The organism is Idiomarina aminovorans, from assembly GCF_023155095.1.
Lineage (GTDB): Bacteria > Pseudomonadota > Gammaproteobacteria > Enterobacterales > Alteromonadaceae > Idiomarina > Idiomarina aminovorans.
The window spans coordinates 125,154-143,435 of sequence record NZ_JAKNDA010000005.1 but is presented as its reverse complement, the minus strand read 5'-3'; the positions used below and the strand labels follow the sequence as shown (position 1 = coordinate 143,435).

Genomic DNA, 18,282 nt, shown 5'->3' with positions numbered 1-18,282 from the left:
AATGAACCTAAACGCCCCAAAATTTCAGGAAGAATACGCCGCTAAAATACCGGCAATGACGCTATTAGCAGGTTTGGGGTGGACATTCTTATCGCCACAGGAAGCACTGGCGCTTCGAGGTGGTAAGCAAGACCGTGTGGTGCTGCGAGAGGTATTACGTGATGTGCTGACTAACCGTACGTTTAGCTATGCGGGGAAAAGCTATCCACTGTCCGATAATTCCATTGATAACATCATATCGCATCTGTGCAGTCCTGCCCTGAATGAAGGTCTCCAGCATGCCAACGAAGCGATTTATAACCATTTAATGTACGGCATTCCGGTCACCGAGTTTGTTGAGGGTAAAAAGGTCACGCCGACTGTTTCCATCATCGACTGGCAAAATACCGACAATAACGATTTTCACTTTACCGAAGAGTACACGGTGACCCGTGCCGGTGGCTTTGATAGCCGTCGCCCTGACTTGATTTGCTTTGTAAATGGCTTGCCGCTGGTCGTTATTGAAGCCAAACGCCCGGATGGTAATGCACAAAAAGGCCCGACCATTAACGAAGGCATTTCCCAGAGCTTGCGTAATCAACGTCCTGACGAAGTCCCTCACCTATTCGCCTACTCACAACTGCTGCTATCGGTTAATGGCATTGATGGGCGCTATGGCACTGTTGAGACCCCGGAAAAGTTTTGGGCTGCCTGGAAAGAAGAAAATATCAGCGATACTGAAATGCTGGCGTTAAAAAATAAACCACTGGATGATACCACCCTGCAACATTTATTCGACCACCGTGATAACCGCGACCTGAGCTGGTATCAAAACCTGCTTGCCGGTGGTGAGTTGATGGTTACCGGGCAGGACAAACTACTGATCAGCCTGCTATCTAAACAGCGTCTGTTCGATATGGTTCGCTACTTCACTATCTTCGACAAAAAGATTGGTAAGATCGTTGGTCGTTATCAGCAAGTGTTTGCCATCAAACGTCTGCTTGAGCGTATTCAGAAACGCAATAGCAAAGGCGGTCGTGAAGGTGGCGTTATCTGGCACACCACCGGCTCCGGAAAATCCTTCACTATGGTGTTTTTATCCAAAGCACTTATTCTTCAAGAAGAGCTGAAACAATGCCGGGTCATTGTTGTCACCGACCGCGTCGATTTAGAAAACCAGCTCTCCAAAACCTTTGCCTCGGGTGGCGAATTGTCCGGCAAAAAAGACAAAGAGGCGGCCATGGCCACCTCTGGTAAACGCCTGGCGCAGCAAATTGGCAAAGGCAACGAGCGCATTATCTTTACGCTGATTCAAAAGTTTAATTCGGCCACCAAACTGCCCGAGTGTCATAACGACAGTCCCAACATTATTGTACTGATTGACGAAGGCCACCGTAGTCAGGGTGGTGAAAACAACATTCGCATGAATCAGGCATTGCCGAATGCGTCTTTTGTGGCCTTTACCGGCACACCACTGTTAAAAGACGACAAAACCACGAACAAGTTCGGCCCTATTGTGCACGCGTACACCATGCAGCGTGCGGTCGAAGATAAAACAGTCACCCCCCTGCTCTACGAAGAGCGCATACCCGACCTGGATGTCAACGAACGAGCCATCGACGCCTGGTTTGAGCGCATGACCGACGGTTTAAGTGACGAGCAAAAGGGTGACTTAAAGAAGAAGTTCAGCCGCCGGGGCCAAGTCTACGGCACTGACGAGCGTATACAGCTGATTGCCTATGACATCGCTCATCACTTCGACAACAACATCGATGAAGGCTTAAAAGGCCAGTTGTGCTGCGATAGCAAAGCCTCGGCCATTAAGTACAAAAAATACCTGGACGAAGTTGGCCTGTTTGAATCCGCCGTGGTGATGAGCTCACCCGATACGCGCGAAGGCAATACTTCCGTTGATGAAAAAACCATGCCGGAAGTCAGCAAGTGGTGGAAGGAGCATATTGGCTCTGCTGATGAACAGAACTACACCAAGGAGCTGGTTGAGCGGTTTGATAAAGACCCCAAGCTGAAGCTGTTGATTGTCGTTGATAAGCTCCTAACCGGCTTTGATGAGCCGAAAAACGCGGTGCTCTATATCGACAAGCCGCTGAAAGGTCATAATTTAATCCAAGCGATTGCCCGCGTGAACCGACTGCACCCAGACAAGAAGTTTGGCCTGCTGATTGATTATCGAGGCATTCTGTCTGAGCTTGATACCACCATCCAGGACTATCAGGACCTGGCGTCACGTACTCAGGGCGGCTATGACATCGATGATATCGACGGCCTGTACCAGCAAATGAGTACCGAATACAAACGCCTACCGCAGCTCTATAAAGACCTGTGGGCGATATTTGACGGCGTTAAGAACAAATCAGACACCGAAGCGCTGCGTCATGCCCTATTGCCCCGCATGGAAGAAATTAACGGTGAGATGGTCGATAAAAACCAAAAACGCCGCGAAGATTTTTACGAGGCACTAACGGCTTTTGCCACCTGCCTTAAAGTCGCATTGCAGTCGGCAACCTTCTTTGACGATAAGAGCTTTACCGATAACGACCGTCGAAAATACAAAGAAACGGTCAAACAATTATCCAGCCTTCGCCAAACCGTGCAGCAAGACTCCGGCGAGCGAATCAGTTACGACGAATACGCTCATGAAGTGAAAAAGCTGCTGAACAAACACGTCGTTGGTGTCGAAGTGCGTGACTCCGAGGGCGTATACGAAGTCGGTAAAATGGGTCAGAAGCAAGCACCGGAAGATTGGAATGAGGACAAGACCCGCAACGAAACCGACATCATCAAAACCCGTGTGACCAAGATGATTGAACAAGAGCTGGGTGACGACCCTTACGCTCAAGAAGCCTTTTCTAAGCTGCTCCGTGAAGCCATTGAGGAAGCGGAAAAGCTGTTTGACCACCCGCTTAAACAGTACATGTTGTTCCGTGAATTTGAAGAGCAGGTGCAAGAGCGTCGCTTGGATGATATCCCTGAACGGTTAACCGGAAACCATCATGCTCAAGCCTATTACGGTGTGTTTAAAAAACATCTGCCCGAGGCCTTTACCGTGATGGACGAGCAGTCACAGGATAAATGGGTAGGGATTGCCTTTGACGTTGATAATATTGTCAGTCAATCCGTTGCAGAAAACTCGATTAACCCGAATAACATTGAAGCCGACATTCGCAAGAAGCTACTGCCGAAACTATTCGCGGAGTGCAAAGCGGTCGGCGGTGGTATAGACCAGGCCAAGAAGATTGTTGAAGCCGTCGTCCAGGTCGTTCGTGTTGGGCAATTGGGTCATTAAGCCATGAATGTTGCGATACGTTTTTCTGATCAGGTGAGTGAAGAACGTCAGCCGTATGGAGAAAAACCTGGCTTTTATTACGCCGACGAGCTGATTGAGTTTGAACGCGTTGCCGCTAAAAGCCCTCAGCGAAAAATTAAAATCAAGGTGTTACCTGATTGCTCTGTGAAAATCGCAGCGCCGATTGATAGCAGCGATGAAGAAGTTCTGCGTGCGGCCAAAAAGCGGGCTCGCTGGATTCACCAGCAACTGCGGGAGTTTCGCAAGCAACTAACGCACATTACCCCTCGACGTTATGTCAGTGGTGAGAGCCATTATTACCTGGGCAAGCAATATGTGCTAAAAGTGCTGATTAAACCCGACCAGGCTGCCGGTGTTAAGCTGTTACGAGGGCAACTCGAAGTTAACGTTCGTGAATACACGCCAGAACGCGTAAAAGCCGCAATGGAAGCATGGTATAAGGTCAGGGCCAAAGAGGTCTTCCACAAGCGTTTAGACGCCGTTTTAGAGCAAGCATTATGGGTTGATAAGCGCCCTCCTCTTCGAACACTGACCATGCAAACCCAATGGGGCAGCTGCTCACCGAACGGACGAATTACCCTAAATCCACTTCTGGTAAAAGCACCTCGCGAGTGCATCGACTACGTGATACTGCACGAGCTGTGTCACATAGCCGAGCACAACCACAGTGAGCGATTTTACCGTTTAATGGGACAGGTTATGCCGAATTGGGAGGTCGTTAAAGGTCGGTTGGATCAGATGGCTGGGCGGATTTTTAATGGGTAAGGAAAATCAACTTTATCAAGGTGTAAGGTAGTGAAAAAAATAGGTCGCAACGATCCCTGCCCGTGCGGCAGTGGCAAAAAATACAAGCGTTGCTGCATGAACAGTGTCGGTAAGCAACACTCTGAGCTCGTTGATAGCATTGAGCAGATGTTAACGATGAATCCTGATCTCTCGGTAGACGAGCTCAATGTTATTGCCGCACACCAATCCGATAAGATTAATAACGCCCCGCAAAAAGACTTTTGTGGTCTCACGCCAGCACAAATGAATAATTGGCTTTATGCGCCATTTTCAGATTTACAAGGCGTTAAGATAAACATCCCATCCGATTTAAGTACCAGCCCAGTCATGCGTTATTTAGAACTGATGTTGGAGACAGCACTAGCTAACGGTGGGCAGATTAAAGCAACCGCCAAGGGCAATCTCCCTGCAGCACTGGTTAAAGAAGCCAGCACCTTTTTACCCGAGTTTGCGGTTGCGCCGTTCGAACGGGCCATCAGTATCAGTGAATTTTCGGGCATTAACGAGGACAAATTCAACGCACTGCATTACTGCCGTATTCTTACTGAAATAGCGGGTATCTTTAAGCTAAAAAATAAGAAGTTTCACGTTTCTGCCTGGGCTAAACGCCAATATCAACAAACCGGCCTGGAATCATTTTTCCCACTCATGTTAGAAACCGCCATTTACAAATATAACTGGGGTTACATGGACGGATGGGAAGACGATATTCCACTACAGCAATTTTGGCTGTTTATGTTGTGGCGACTTCAGCATCACGAATCACTCGTTCCGCTTGTTGACGAAACGATCCAGGCATTCCCTGATTTGCTCAATGCGCTCGATGGGGAAGAATTTTTCTCTGAGAAAGACAAGTTTGCGAGCCTCATCGAATCACGGTTTATTAAGCGCTTTCTGCAATTTTTTGGTTTTGTCATGGTTGACCTCAGGCGATTTGTTGATGGTAAACGAGTTGCGCCCCAAGTGACCTGCTTACGGTTAATGCATGAGACGTTTGAATTCAGGATTGGATAAGGTAACGCTCCCGTTAACAGGAGAGTAAAATCTAACAGATGATTTTATGGAACAGATTCGGTTAACATTAAGACTAATATACGAAGATAACTTCTGGGAGCGGATATAATGAATACGTTATGCATGTATGCCACTGTGCGCTTTATGCCGTTCGCTGAAACCCAAGAATTTGGTAACGTTGGAGTAGTCGTTTGTGCTCCAGATACCGGCAAAATTAATTTCAAACTTGCACGTAAGCATTTTGGTCGTGTTAATCAATTCTTTGAAGACCTAGATGGCAAGCTGTTCGGCAGCGCATTACAGCTTTTAGAGGCCGAACTTAACCGCCTAAAAGAATTCGCTATAGACAAGCCAGGAAAAGCTACCGCTGCGTTATTTCAGGAACTGACCCGGCACAGAGAAGGCGTGATCTTTTTTGGGGGAGTTAGCACTGCAGTAGTTAATAACATTGACGATAAGCTCATCGACTTGTACGAGCATTATGTCGAAAGAAGCTTCCTTAGCGAAAAGTATCGCGAAAGCATAATAGAGCAAAACATTCGCCAACTGTTGAAACGTGAAAATGTAAAAGACTTTAAGGCTCAAGTACTCGAAACAAAGCTCGGTGAGTTCAAGCTGCCATTCGTTAAGAAAAGTGCTAACAGTACAAGAGTAATACGGCCTCTTGCTTTTGAGCGAAAAACGCCATTAGCAGCCTATGAACATGCCGCTCAGTGGATAGATAGACTCACTCGCTTACAACATGAGCAGATAGTGTTGCCTCACAACATGATGCTGGCAGTAGAAAAACCAACAGACAAGGGGTTTGAAGAGGCGTATTTTGAAGCCGTTAACATCGCTTCTCAGAGAGAAATAATTGTCGCCAACGCCAATAATTCTTCAAAAATTTTGAATTTTGCTAATAACGCATAATTCAAAGCCCGGATCAAAAAATAGGGGCTACAAGCCCCTATAGCTCGAGTTCAGCAAAGTCCCGGTAACACCGGGGGGAACACTCAGTGATTACGTTCCGTTTTATTTAACACCCTTCTCACCAATGCTCTACAACACAAAAAAAGGGCCGTAGCGGCGTGATTAAACGCAATAACGAAGAAATTGTAATACTCGTTTCTAGCTTACACGACGTTCATCAGGCTGGATTAAGCGATGTTTATACTGACTGTCATGCATACTCGGCCTTAGCTAATATTTACAATCAAGTAGGTAAACATTATTGCACTTAAATAAGTAGCGTTTGCTTTAGAAAACTTTGACGAAGCGATTTGCGCTTAACAGCGACATGAGATGTCGCAACCAGAACCTATTCTTACCTTACTAGTAATTCAACAACGTAAGGTAACTATGAAACAACGAACTAACATCCAATTAACTGCCAGTAGCCCTGATTTACCGAAACTACCGCTTAAGCTTGAAAAAAGCAACGTTGAACTATTTGAGGTTAAATGGCTTCCTCTTACATTTTTTTGGCTGGCTCGCAGTCTTACCTTAATCACCACACACGACAATCGGAGAGACCTTGCAGCTCGCTTAAGTCAGATAGCTAAGCTGTATGAACTGCCCGATAATTTATTAGAAAATATCGTTGCGTTTAGTCATGACAATACCGATTGGCGCACCCGAACCCCAGAGGTATTAGGAGTGCGTGCATTGCAGCATCGGCTTAACTTGTCGGAGGACGAATATCGCTGTGTTGCCTTTTCCTATTTGTGCTGCAACTCGCGGCTACTTGAGGTTATGCTTAATTCTGTCTACCGTTATTTCGAAGAATTCGACGATATCTTGTTACTGGGTAAAATCATTGGTGTAGATGTAGTGACCATCGAACGAGTCATAAAGGAAAACCCTCGCTTGGGTAAAATGAAAATCACTCAGTCGCCAGAGCAATATGATGACCAAATGTTTCGGATGAGCAAAGAGATATCCGAACGGATCCACCAGTGCCAGTCTTTAAACGATAACATTTTAGCCGGGGTGCTTCATTTCGTAGACCCTGCCAAGGTCAGACTCGATCAGTTCAGTTACCTAAAAGATGAATTGACCTTACTAAAACACTGTGTAGAACAGACATCCAGCGGCGCATGCCCTCCAACACAAGTCTTATTCATAGGACGACCAGGAACCGGTAAGACGGAACTGGTAAAGGCTTTGGCAGAATACGCAGACATTGGACTAGTCGAGGTTCCGGTGACTAAGCCTGACCATAACCGCGATACGAGTACCTACCGCTTAACTGAGTTTGAACGGATAAGTTTAATGTTACAAGGTGCCGACAACTACCAAATACTCTTTGATGAAGTTGAGGATGTTCTCAGACACGGCTTATTAGACGAGGTTCGCAAGGCTTGGATAAATCAACTACTAGAGCAGCGGCACGTTACTTCTTATTGGATCTGTAACAGTACAAGAGACTTTGAACCTTCATTTCTGCGTCGGTTTGACTACGTCATAAACATGCCCGAGCCAGATTATTACTCCCGTATTGCGCTGTTAGAAGAAGCTCTGCCAAACATGGGGGGCAAACATGAGGTTATAAAATCATTAGCTTATGCCGATGATCTTACGCCCGCTATGATCTCACAACTTAGCCTTTTAACAGAGCGCTTTTCTTGCCCACAAATACCGGCTGAAAAAATCATTAAAATGACGCAGCCGCAATTGCCTAAGGTAAACAGCCCGGAGCTAGGAGACTTTAACCTAACAAATACACCGGTTGAATCACCGATATCTAAAGTAAAGCTCGAACAGCTGTGCTCAGATGGGGAGGATGTGAAGCTACTAATCAATGGTGTAAGCGGCAGCGGAAAAACCGCTTTAGCTCGCTATCTATGCCACCAATGCAACGGTAGTATTCTGTTTTACTCAGCCTCCACAATCATTGATCATTGGGCTGATGCATTCGAATATAAATTACTGGACATGTTCACTCGTTCAGTCGAGACAAAGCAATTGTTAGTCATCGATAATATCGACTATGTACTAACAGCGATATCTCGTATTATGCCGTCACCGCACAATACCCTTCAGATGCTCGCAGATTGCATTAAATCATCTGACGCCCCCGTTATTTTAACGCTGGGTTCAGCACCCAATTTAGCGGAATACCCCATGATCGAGAATGCCGTCGACTACTCAGTTGAAATGAAACTTTGGGACGCACTGAAAATCAGAAAACATGTTGATGAGTGGGCGAAAGCTAATGGATTCAATACTCCCCTCATTGAGGATCATTGCACGGCAACTGCACAACAGGTCATCCAAGCCATACGCAAGTGCAAATTTGAGGAGAATATTGACTGTTTTCAAATTTCTTACAGCACAATTCACACTAAACAGCTATTAAAACACGTGTGCTAAGAACGAAGCGAGTTTGAGATGGAAATTATCGGGATTTTTTAGGGGGGGGCGGTAAGGGGTATTTGATGAGCGGGTCGTTTCAAGCGATCCTATTCAGTCCGTGGATGGGATGCGTCGTAAAGTGCTCTGCATTACACGACGCATCCCGAGCATCTAGCTCGATTATTAGACAATTAATAATATTCTTAAGCTAGTGGGTTTTGCTCTTCGAACATCTGTCGAAGAGTCTTACCTTCATACGTAAAAAACTCGAAAAGATCTTCATCGTCCCGTAATTCTCTGCCGAGATGTCGTTTGACAACAATACTTAGCCCGAACAGCTCTGTCCTCGGTCCCCTCTCCCTGTCAATAAGCTGAACGATCAGTGAGTCTCCTGTGGAAGAAATCTGTACTTGCTCACCTGTCTCGGTGAAAATAATGATGTCTCCCATTTTTAATCCCACATCCGGGAAATAAACCTCAGGCTTTAATAATGCGAGCATCATTCCTCCATTTTCTAGGTGCTTGAATGGTAATGCGATGATCTTTTATAAAAAGAAGGCTGGGAGGTAACTCAATATCACGGTAGCTATCAATAATCTGATGCAGGTAGTATCCCACTTCGTGTTGAAAGTTCTCTATTTGCCGCGCGCTATAGCCTGAGAGTCGGTATTCTTCACACAACACGTCCGGTTGCGAGTAGTCATAGCAAATGATCCCCTCTAAACCGTCTATAACATCGTAAAATTGGTGAGCTAACGCATCGAGCTGTGACTGTAACCATAATCGAGCGGGATTCGGAAATTGGCAGACGAATGTTGGAGCAACAGCGTTGCTAAGGCGTGTTGATCTTTCGCGATTAGTTTTTGAGCGGCATGGTAAAGAGTTATAATTTGTTTCGCCAAAAATAAACTAACAACTCAATACCATGCCGAGACTAATGCTAACTGATAAGCGGTGGAAAAAGCTACTTCAAGTAATGAAGAGCACAGGCCGCATTTACAATAAAACAGAACACAGAATGACGTTTGAAGGGATATTATTCCGGCTGAGAACCGGAATTCCGTGGCGTGACTTGCCATCGGAATTTGGTGATTGGAGCGCGGTTTATCGCCGGTTCAATTTGTGGTCGAAGAAAGGTTTATTAAATATGTTATTCAATGAGTTAGCAAAACTATCTGATTACGATTGGGTCTTTGCTGACGGCTCTATTGTTAAAGCTCATCAGCATAGTACCGGAGCGGCTACCGTGGATAATGAGTGCATTGGAAAGAGCCGAGGTGGTAACTCTACAAAAATTCATTTAGTCGTGGATAGTGGCGGCCTTCCTATTTATTTTGAACTATCAGAAGGCCAGAGAAATGACATAGCTCGGGCTCAAAGTCTGGTAGACCATTTGAGGGAAGTAAACATTTTCGTAGGCGACAAAGGATACGATAGTGACGCATTGAGGAAATATGTTGAAGTCAAAGGAGGGACTTCAGTCATACCCAAACGTAATTATGGCCAGGATATAGACAAATGCAGTGTCGATTGGTGCCTGTATAAATATAGGCATTTAGTTGAAAATGCGTTCGCACGAATAAAACATTATCGTTCAATATCAACCAGGTATGAAAAGTTAGCGAGAAATTATGCCAGTATGGTGTCACTGGCATTTTCATTGATGTGGCTACCGATGTATTGCTGAACAAAATATGTACAGGAAAGATCAACACGCCCTAGTATTTTTCGCTATACCAGGTTGATTCATATAACACCTGTACTTTGTGAAATGGCTTAGTACAGACGCTTTAGTATGATTTAGAAGCCTCTTCTGTCAAAGTAGACTACGTGATACTGCACGAGCTTTGCCACATAGCCGAGCACAACCACAGCGAGCGGTTTTATCGGCTGATGGGACAGGTTATGCCGAATTGGGAGCGTGTTACGGATCAGCTGGCTGGGCGGATTTTTATTGGGTGAATAAGAACTAGTGGCGATTCACTATATTCTATTTACCTTAGCAACAATGAGGCTTCTAAACTCATATAACACGTCTGTATTGAGCTAACTCTTATAGTTTTCAGCATTAGCTGTAGGCTCAACTTAGTCTTAACACAGGTGTTTTATGATACAAAAGAAAGTAAGTGACAGTAGCCAAAATCAAATGGATAGTTGTAATCCAACCAAAAAATTATCCAATCCAGGATGGGACTGGCTAGAATATCGTCTTCATCTCTTATCCAGGCAATTTTCTGACAAGCTCGACGGGCTTGAAGGGATTATCGAATATAGCTTTGCTAACAGCTCATCACTTTATGCTGAGTATCGGTTGACGGGTTATTACCATGACCATGTAGAGACGTTTCAGCGCGACGTAGCTTATTACCTTCATCAGCTCATCGATAGTTATAGGGCCATCGAATCACCGCCTGAAATTTTATATATCAAGCATCGTCGTATTTCAATTCACTCGCCAGAGGTAAAAAGCAGTCCTGACACGTTACTTAACTCGCGAGCTACAAGATAACGAGGATTTATTTGAGTTTTTTACTTATCAGGGTAAAACCTTACGGGAACTGTATGAAGAAAATACCCCTGATATATGAGTAATTATTTAATCGTCTAATAGTTTACTCAGTGCCGTAGAGTCGGTCGTATAATGCAAATCGCTTTTCCAGTCAGCCTGCTTTGCAACAAAGCCAAAGTAGTCTGCAATGGCTACTTTTATCGATTTTGTCATTAACGTTCTATCTAAATAAACTAAAACACGCTGCTTGTTAACTTGGTATAAAACCCGACCTCGCGGCACTTCCTGATAATCATATTGGCCGAGTATCGGATCAACTACTCTGAATTGATTGTGCTCATCCCATACTTCCACATGAGTCGCTATAGAATCTAATAAACCACTGACGGCTTGTGATGCTTCATCTAAGCTAGTTGGTTCGCCAAATACTTGTCCCTGAAAACACCAGAACACTCCAATATTCGTCATTTATTGCCCTCTTGTTAACAGACCCGCTTAATGCGAGATGCGAGGCTTGCTCGTTCTTCTTCGCCGGTAACTAAGCTCATGAGATAATGGTAGTGAATTGGTGCGACACTATATGTCGCACCAATTTTCATACTATGTTTAATGAAACTTGCTTACTCTATCGAAAAATATGACGTATATTTGCCAGCAGGAAAATACCGTAATAAATAATTTAAGGAAGATTTCATGACATTGCAACAACTTGCACAATTCTGCCGAGAGCAATTGGGAAGCCACGCTAATAAAAACGGCGGGATTTTTTACAGTAAATCTGATGCTTTTAAAAAGGGGGATATCTACCTGTTAGGTTACAACCCAGGTGGGGACAGCGGGCAACCAATAATTGAAGAGCTTGATCGTTGCTTTGAGCGAGAGCAGAGCTTTTATAAAGATGTTTGGCAGCACCGGGCAGGTACAAGTAATAATGGTAGCCTTGTAAACCGGGATGTTGAAAAGCAGACTCGCTATCAACGGGGCGTAATCAGCTTTATTGATTTATTAGGCTTTAAGCTTGAACAGGTATGTGCTTCGAACCTTATTTTTTTCCAAAGTCACAGTGCTAAAACGGTAAATCATCGACAGGCAGCAGACTTATGCTGGCCTATACATGAAGTTGCATTGTCTGTGGTTCGCCCCCGGCTTATTGTTGCCATTGGTAACGGTAATAGTGGCTCTGCCTATTCAGAGGTGCTGCGACGAAAGCGCCATAATTTAACCTGGCAACTTACCCCAACCTGGAAGTCAAACTACTCGAACTGGCGTTTAAAAGCCTTTAAATATCAAGAGGAAGGACAACAGGTGGTCGTTCTGGGCTTACCGCACCTTAGTTTTTATAGCGTTCATTCTAACCAACAGTTGTTACGCAACTACCTAAATGCTGTTGGTGTTCAGGTATAGAAAATAGCAAACTGGTAGCCACTCTTAATTGAATGCTATCGACTAGCGCGTTGATAGTTTTTCAATGCGTTTTGCAAGCTTGCCTGGATCTCTGTTCGCAGTTCGGTAGGTTTAATAACCTCAATTTTATCACCCTGAGATAAAATCCACCAACGCAACTGCCATGAGTCAACCACGGTTGCTGTCAGTAGATTACTTGATGCTTTTCGAGCCACTTCTTGATCAAGACTAATAGGAGTTTCCTCTAAATGCCCGGCCAGATCATTATTAATATAGGCTTGTAAATTAAATACGTTACCGTCAGAAAACTGCAATGCTCCTTGATTCAGGTACCTAGAGAGCTTAAAGCCGTTTGGTGCTGTTGCTATTTTCTCTTCAAGTAGCTTAGCCGTGGTCATTCTGTGAATCACAAACAGCAACACGTCATTATAGGGATCGACTCGGGCAACCAGATAGATACTAACACCGCGTTGTACCAACGCGAGCGGGTGTAAAATGTAATGCTTCTGCTTTGGGTGTGCGACCGGTTTATAGGTAACCGTAAGACAACGATTGCGCAGTAATGCTATCTGAACTGAATCTAATATATCTTGATTTATCTCTGGCGCATGCTGCTGCAATGTCGCGGGCACATAGGCCACCTTTTCTTGCCAGCTGGCCAGATTGGTCTGTTGTTGCAGTTTGAATAGCTTATCTTTCGCTTGATTTAGCCGGGGCGCGATCGATTTAAGCACGGTTGTCGGCACCAGGGGCTTCAGTCAGGGCAAGATCGTGAACGTTTCTTAACCACTTAAGTGGTTAGTAAACGATCCATTTGACGATCCGGCTTAGTCGTGATCTTATACTCTCTTTTACGGAGAGTGAAACCATGTATATCGAAGCCTTCACCACGCACTTTGGCGATTTAGCCGATACACGTCAGTCAGCAAAAGTAACCTATCCTCTTGAGGATATTCTGTTTATTACTTTATGTGGTGTTGTCGCCGGAGCCGAGGGCTGGAGCGAGATCCGCGATTATGCCGATGGCCACATTGACTGGTTTCAACAGCATGGTTACTTACGCGAAGGCGTGCCAGTCGATGATACCATTGCCCGTACCATTTCGCGGATTGACCCGGAACAGTTCAGAGCCTGCTTTATCAACTGGATGCAGGCGGTCCATGAAAGCACCGAAGGACAAATGATTGCGATTGACGGTAAAACACTGCGAAGCTCATACCAGCGGGGCGACCGCCAATCAACGATACACATGGTCAATGCGTTTGCGTGTGCCAATCAAGTCGTGCTTGGTCAGATAAAGACCTCAGAAAAATCAAACGAAATCACGGCGATCCCTGAGCTTATTCAGTTACTTGATATCCAGGATACCTTGGTATCGATTGACGCCATGGGCTGCCAGACTCGTATCGCAGAGGAAATTGTGGAGCAAGGTGGTGATTATCTGTTTACGCTCAAAAGAAACCACGGCAAACTCTTCAAGGCGGTGGAACATGCCTTTTCTGAAGCACGCAAAGCGCCACTTGGCGGCTTAAGCTTCGAACAAAAGCATGGCCGCATAGACGCTCGTATCTACCATGTGCTGAGCGCAGAAGTCGTCAGTAAAGCGTTTCCTGGATGGCCAGAATTAAAAACCCTAGGAATGAGCATGAGCTTTCGTCAGCAGAGAGGGAAAGCACCTAAACTGACATAACGTTACCACATCAGCTCAGCAACACTGACTGAGCAGCAACTGGCCGAAGCGGTACGTTCACACTGGGCTGTAGAAAACAGTCTGCACTGGGTACTGGACGTGAGCATGGGTGAAGACGATTGCCAGATACACCAGAACCACGGAGCTGAAAACTGGTCGATGCTGCGCCACTTAGCATTGAATATGCTGCGTGCTGAGTCATCAAAAGGCAGCATCCCGGCTAAGCAAAAACGGGCCTGGATGAAAGCCAGCTACCTGGAGGCTGTTTTAACAGCAGGGTTTAGCAGGATGGTCAATTAATAAGCATTCATGCGGTTGCCCTAGGGCTTCAGTACCTTTTCGACCATTGCCAGCGACAGTGCTTCGGCGGCAGAGACTGCCGGAATGTCGATACTGACACCCTCCATCCAATGCCAGCCATAAGGCTTTCCCTTGTCATTGCAGACAATCGCAAACGATTGCGACAACAAGTCTAAATCGCGTTCGACCTGGCGCTTTGAAACATCAAAATCTTCGTCATTCAACTGTTGAGTGATTTGCCGTGCAGTAATGCCAGGTTGACGTGTCGGCAGTAACTTTAGCATTTCCCACTGCCTGACCAATGTTTGTCGCGATCCTTTTGATGCCATTGCCTACGTCCTATTTATGTTTGATGGGATAACCTACGCGTCATCTAATGACGCACTTTAGCGTTAATCTGTTACGAGTCAAATAGATGAATGAGATACTATGACAATATGCCGAAAGCCTCTTAAAATTTCATGCCAACAATGCCAGTGGTCTCGTGTGTTACAGCCACCCAGTGATGGCCTAATGTCAAAGAATCGAATTGAACGCTGCCCCTTTTGCGGCAGTAAAAAGGTCACCATCAAAAAACCAAACTGGTTTGAACGGCTATTTACTTAATCCCGGACTCATCGAAATAAGCAGCGCTGCCTCAAACCTCAGCATCAGTCTATTAAGCGACAATTACGGTGCCCGGCCGGTTTGGATATCGGAAGTCGTGCCGCCAACAAATGCCCCTGCAATCGGAATAAAAGATTCACCTTCGGATGTTATTCCTGCCTATGTCGGCGTATTCTGCCCAAATCTGAACACCAATTCTGATTTTAAATGAACAGCCATTCCGGCCTAAAGTGAACACTTTTGAGGTCATTTCCGGAATCGGTGTTCACATAATTCCAGAATGACTTTCCCGCGTTGATAATAACCACTGATAACCTGTCAGCTTCCTCCCAAAGAAGCGGACTCGGTTATGTCTAGAAAGAGAATATCAATGCGTAAACTTCGTGAAATTTTACGGTTGCGTCTACAGGCCGGGTTATCTATCCGGCAAGTTCGGAGCAGCTTAAGAATAAGTGTCGGAGCTATTCAGAAAATCAGCACCCAGGCTGAACAAACCGGCGTCAACTGGGAGCAGATCTGCCAGATGAATGATACGGAATTGGCCCGGCATTTTTACCCCAAAGCAGATACCCGTTCGTCTGCGCGTCTGGAGCTGCCGGACTGGTTAAACAGTCATGCCCGGGCACTGAGCTTCTTCGGGGGCGTTCCCAGGCTTATCGTACCCGATAATTTAAAAAGCGGTGTCACCAGCCCGTGTCGGTACGATCCCGATCTCAATCCCTCTTACCAACAGCTGGGCAGTCATTACGGCTGTGCCATCATGCCGGCAAGGCCCCGTAAACCGCAGGACAAATCCAAAGCGGAAGTGGGCGTTCAGGTTATCGAGCGTTGGATCTTAGCCCGCCTGCGGCATCACAGCTTCTTCTCACTGGCTGAGCTGAACCAGTGCATCAAAGCCCTCCTGGAAAGCGTCAATAACCGCCCGTTCAAACAGTTTAAAGGTTGTCGCCGGGAGTGGTTCGAGTCCATCGATAAGCCCGCACTGATGGCACTGCCGCGGGAGGCGTATTGCTATACCGATGTTAAACCGGTGAAGCTGAACATCGATTATCACGTGCAATACGGCGAGTATCTTTACTCGGCACCGCACCACCTGGTGGGAGAGCGACTGGAGTTACACGCCACTGATAACCTCATTACACTCTACTTCCACAATCAGCGTGTTGCCTCTCATGTCAGAAAACATGCACGGAGAATGACGACCGTGCCGGAGCATATGCCGGTTCAGCACGAAAAACACCAAAAGTGGTCGCGGGCACGACTACTGAACTGGGCGAAAGATATTGGTGAGCATACGTCACAATGGGTGGCCTGTCTGCTCGATAGTAAAGCTCATGAGCAACAGGCGTACCGGGCCTGTCTGGGGTTACTGAACCTGACCCGTGACTATCCGGCCACCCGAGTCAACGGCGCCTGCGCTGTTGCTAACCAGCACAGCCTCTATCGCCTGAAGCAGGTTAAAGCCATCCTCAAAAGCAATCAGGACAAACTGCTTAATGACGACGGGCCGACCCCGGCTCTGCCACAAACCCACGAAAACATCCGTGGCCCTAAAAGATTCCACTAAAAGGACAAAACCATGAGCCAACATACCGTAACCCAACTCAGAGAAATGAAACTGCAGGGCATGGCGCAGGCCGTTGCTCCCCAACAGGAGCAGCCCGGCACCTATCAGGGATTGTCGTTCGATGAACGACTGCAGTTGCTGGTTGACAGTGAGCAGCAGGCAAGAGAGCAGCGAAAGCAGACACGACTGCTTAAAGCCGCCATGTTGAAAATTGCCGCGAACGCTCAGGATATTAACTACGAACACCCCAGAGGTCTGAATAAATCCATGATAGCGGGCTTATTGAGCTGCGACTGGGTAATGAAACATCAGAATCTGTTAGTAACAGGCCCCTGCGGAAGCGGCAAAACTTACATCGCCTGTGCCTTAGCACATACCGCTATCCTGAAAGGCTATAGCGTGAAGTATTACCGGCTGTCACGACTGATGCTGGTCTCCCTTCGTTGTATTCCAAAGATTGTATGCCAAATTGCTTGGAATACAAACAGGAATACTAAAAACTCAGGCTGCTGGCAATTTTCTTAGGAAAAGCTGGGATCATAAAGTCGGCTGAAAGCCTTGTTACCCCTGGAATGGAAAGAAAAAAGGGGATGTCGTGAGACATCCCTTTTTTAAGGAATTGGTGGAGCTGGCGGGAGTTGAACCCGCGTCCGCAATACCTACATCCTCGGTCCTACATGCTTAGTCAGTCATTTAGTTAATCAGTGTGACGCCGACTGACAGGCTTCACAACTGACGAGTCCGATTGGTTTTAACGCTTCAGCTCCGGACAAAGCCTCCACGCGAGTCTACATTAGGTTGAGCCATCCTGGTCCGGTCTCGCAGACAAAGCGCCGGGGGATGGGCTTAGCGGGTTATTAAGCCGCTAGAGCGTAGTTGTCGTCGTTTGCAACTATTAGGTTGAGGCTTTTTACGAGGCCTGCCTCACCTCGGCATGCACCTTGGGTTTCGTGTATCCCGTCGAATCCAGATCAGCCCCAAAGGTTATTACTTACGTAATGCTTTATATTATAACTCAGACACCGCTTAAGTGCTATAAGTCCCGCACTCAAGCGGTTATTTATTCGGCTTTACGTTAAATGTTACGCCGCCATATACAAAACTTTTTCAACTAATTTGCGAATGCCTTGTTCCGCATCCGGTAAATTTTCAGCCAACATATAAGCAGGCGTGGTGACTAACTTATGTTTATCATCAACCACAATGTCACGTACACCGCAGTTTACGTGCTCACCACCCATTTTGTTAATGGCACCGGCCACTTCACCGTCGGTACCAATAGTCACTTTAACGCCTTCGCCGTAAATATGCGGCAATAATACCGGGGAGATACACAGGTAGCCAGCCGGTTTCTTAGCGTCGACAAAAGCTTTACCTACTTTCAATACCTGCTCGTTGACCGTCATATTGGCGCCTTTGACAGCAAAGTCACAGAAGTTTTTAGCCACGCCAAAGCCACCCGGCAGAATCAGTGCGTCAAACTCTGCAGCATCCAGGTCGGTTAAAGGTTTTACATCACCGCGGGTAATACGAGCCGCTTCTTCCAGCACATTGCGCTTGTCACCACTTTCCTCACCTTTCAAGTGATTTATAGTGTGCATTTGTTCTATATCCGGCGCAAAGCACTCATAACTAACGCCTTGTTTTGCCAGATGTAACAGCGTTAATACTGTTTCGTTAACTTCGGCTCCGTCAAAAACACCAGAGCCGGATAATACAACCGCTACTTTTTTCATAGCAGAAACCTCCTGCTTGCTACGCTTATC

At 46.1% G+C, this 18,282-nt stretch carries 17 protein-coding genes, 1 other RNA gene and 2 pseudogenes; 14 read left to right on the top strand and 6 right to left on the bottom strand.

Going from position 1 to position 18,282, the window contains the following annotated elements; all coding sequences use genetic code 11:
• Position 1: 1 nt before the first annotated feature.
• The 6 genes and pseudogenes from L8G48_RS10495 to L8G48_RS10475 all read left to right on the top strand — a co-directional run bounded on the left by L8G48_RS10495 (position 2) and on the right by L8G48_RS10475 (position 8,458).
• Complete coding sequence (locus L8G48_RS10495; protein WP_248264555.1) at positions 2–3,283, top strand: type I restriction endonuclease subunit R; 3,282 nt, start codon at positions 2–4, stop codon at positions 3,281–3,283.
• Between the two features lie 3 nt (positions 3,284–3,286).
• The gene (locus L8G48_RS10490) at positions 3,287–4,069 is read left to right on the top strand and encodes a M48 family metallopeptidase (RefSeq protein WP_248264554.1); all 783 of its coding nucleotides are present in this window, start codon (positions 3,287–3,289) and stop codon (positions 4,067–4,069) included.
• Positions 4,070–4,099: 30 nt separating this feature from the next.
• Positions 4,100–5,104 carry a YecA family protein gene (locus L8G48_RS10485; RefSeq protein WP_248264553.1) on the top strand — a complete coding sequence of 335 codons (1,005 nt, stop codon included), beginning with the start codon at positions 4,100–4,102 and terminating at the stop codon, positions 5,102–5,104.
• 135 nt (positions 5,105–5,239) lie between these two features.
• Positions 5,240–6,016 (top strand): DUF3037 domain-containing protein, encoded by a 777-nt coding sequence (locus L8G48_RS10480; RefSeq protein WP_348983655.1) that lies wholly within the window; start codon positions 5,240–5,242, stop codon positions 6,014–6,016.
• Between the two features lie 67 nt (positions 6,017–6,083).
• Positions 6,084–6,170: pseudogene (locus L8G48_RS13640) on the top strand (DarT ssDNA thymidine ADP-ribosyltransferase family protein); the annotation flags it as partial.
• A gap of 275 nt (positions 6,171–6,445) precedes the next feature.
• A complete protein-coding gene (locus L8G48_RS10475) occupies positions 6,446–8,458 on the top strand; it encodes an AAA family ATPase (protein ID WP_248264552.1) in 2,013 nt (670 codons plus the stop codon).
• A 185-nt stretch (positions 8,459–8,643) separates the two neighbouring features.
• Here the strand turns inward: L8G48_RS10475 and L8G48_RS10470 are convergent, their stop codons facing one another.
• Complete coding sequence (locus L8G48_RS10470) at positions 8,644–8,943, bottom strand: hypothetical protein (protein ID WP_248264551.1); 300 nt, start codon at positions 8,941–8,943, stop codon at positions 8,644–8,646.
• Positions 8,944–9,365: 422 nt separating this feature from the next.
• Here L8G48_RS10470 and L8G48_RS10465 point away from each other — a divergent pair, with 422 nt between their 5' ends.
• From L8G48_RS10465 to L8G48_RS10455, 3 genes are all read left to right on the top strand, one after another.
• Positions 9,366–10,127, top strand: coding sequence for an IS5 family transposase (locus L8G48_RS10465; protein WP_248263312.1), 762 nt, complete (start codon positions 9,366–9,368; stop codon positions 10,125–10,127).
• A 143-nt stretch (positions 10,128–10,270) separates the two neighbouring features.
• A complete protein-coding gene (locus L8G48_RS10460; protein ID WP_248264550.1) occupies positions 10,271–10,402 on the top strand; it encodes a M48 metallopeptidase family protein in 132 nt (43 codons plus the stop codon).
• A gap of 145 nt (positions 10,403–10,547) precedes the next feature.
• Entirely contained in the window at positions 10,548–10,949 is a 402-nt protein-coding gene (locus tag L8G48_RS10455) for a hypothetical protein (RefSeq protein ID WP_248264549.1), read from the top strand.
• 87 nt (positions 10,950–11,036) lie between these two features.
• On the opposite strand, the gene L8G48_RS10450 is transcribed toward L8G48_RS10455, so the two are convergent.
• Positions 11,037–11,417, bottom strand: a complete 381-nt coding sequence (locus L8G48_RS10450) for a hypothetical protein (RefSeq protein WP_248264548.1) — start codon at positions 11,415–11,417, stop codon at positions 11,037–11,039.
• A gap of 225 nt (positions 11,418–11,642) precedes the next feature.
• Here L8G48_RS10450 and L8G48_RS10445 point away from each other — a divergent pair, with 225 nt between their 5' ends.
• The gene (locus tag L8G48_RS10445) at positions 11,643–12,353 is read left to right on the top strand and encodes a hypothetical protein (RefSeq protein WP_248264547.1); all 711 of its coding nucleotides are present in this window, start codon (positions 11,643–11,645) and stop codon (positions 12,351–12,353) included.
• Between the two features lie 35 nt (positions 12,354–12,388).
• Here the strand turns inward: L8G48_RS10445 and L8G48_RS10440 are convergent, their stop codons facing one another.
• The gene (locus tag L8G48_RS10440) at positions 12,389–13,087 is read right to left on the bottom strand and encodes a helix-turn-helix transcriptional regulator (RefSeq protein ID WP_248264546.1); all 699 of its coding nucleotides are present in this window, start codon (positions 13,085–13,087) and stop codon (positions 12,389–12,391) included.
• Between the two features lie 134 nt (positions 13,088–13,221).
• Here L8G48_RS10440 and L8G48_RS10435 point away from each other — a divergent pair.
• Positions 13,222–14,343, top strand: a pseudogene (locus L8G48_RS10435) (ISAs1 family transposase).
• Positions 14,344–14,363: 20 nt separating this feature from the next.
• Here the strand turns inward: L8G48_RS10435 and L8G48_RS10430 are convergent.
• Positions 14,364–14,672: a helix-turn-helix transcriptional regulator gene (locus L8G48_RS10430; RefSeq protein ID WP_248264545.1), complete on the bottom strand. Its 309-nt coding sequence runs from the start codon at positions 14,670–14,672 to the stop codon at positions 14,364–14,366.
• 200 nt (positions 14,673–14,872) lie between these two features.
• Here L8G48_RS10430 and L8G48_RS10425 point away from each other — a divergent pair, with 200 nt between their 5' ends.
• The 3 genes from L8G48_RS10425 to L8G48_RS10415 all read left to right on the top strand — a co-directional run bounded on the left by L8G48_RS10425 (position 14,873) and on the right by L8G48_RS10415 (position 17,041).
• Complete coding sequence (locus L8G48_RS10425; RefSeq protein ID WP_248264544.1) at positions 14,873–15,160, top strand: hypothetical protein; 288 nt, start codon at positions 14,873–14,875, stop codon at positions 15,158–15,160.
• Positions 15,161–15,298: 138 nt separating this feature from the next.
• Positions 15,299–16,516, top strand: a complete 1,218-nt coding sequence (gene istA, locus L8G48_RS10420; RefSeq protein WP_248264543.1) for an IS21 family transposase — start codon at positions 15,299–15,301, stop codon at positions 16,514–16,516.
• Between the two features lie 12 nt (positions 16,517–16,528).
• On the top strand, positions 16,529–17,041 hold the full coding sequence (locus L8G48_RS10415; protein ID WP_248264542.1) for an ATP-binding protein: 513 nt from the start codon (positions 16,529–16,531) through the stop codon (positions 17,039–17,041).
• Positions 17,042–17,136: 95 nt separating this feature from the next.
• Here L8G48_RS10415 and ssrA read toward each other — a convergent pair.
• Positions 17,137–17,495: a transfer-messenger RNA gene (gene ssrA, locus L8G48_RS10410) on the bottom strand.
• Between the two features lie 103 nt (positions 17,496–17,598).
• Positions 17,599–18,252: an isoprenoid biosynthesis glyoxalase ElbB gene (gene elbB / locus L8G48_RS10405; protein WP_248264541.1), complete on the bottom strand. Its 654-nt coding sequence runs from the start codon at positions 18,250–18,252 to the stop codon at positions 17,599–17,601.
• Positions 18,253–18,282: the final 30 nt, after the last annotated feature.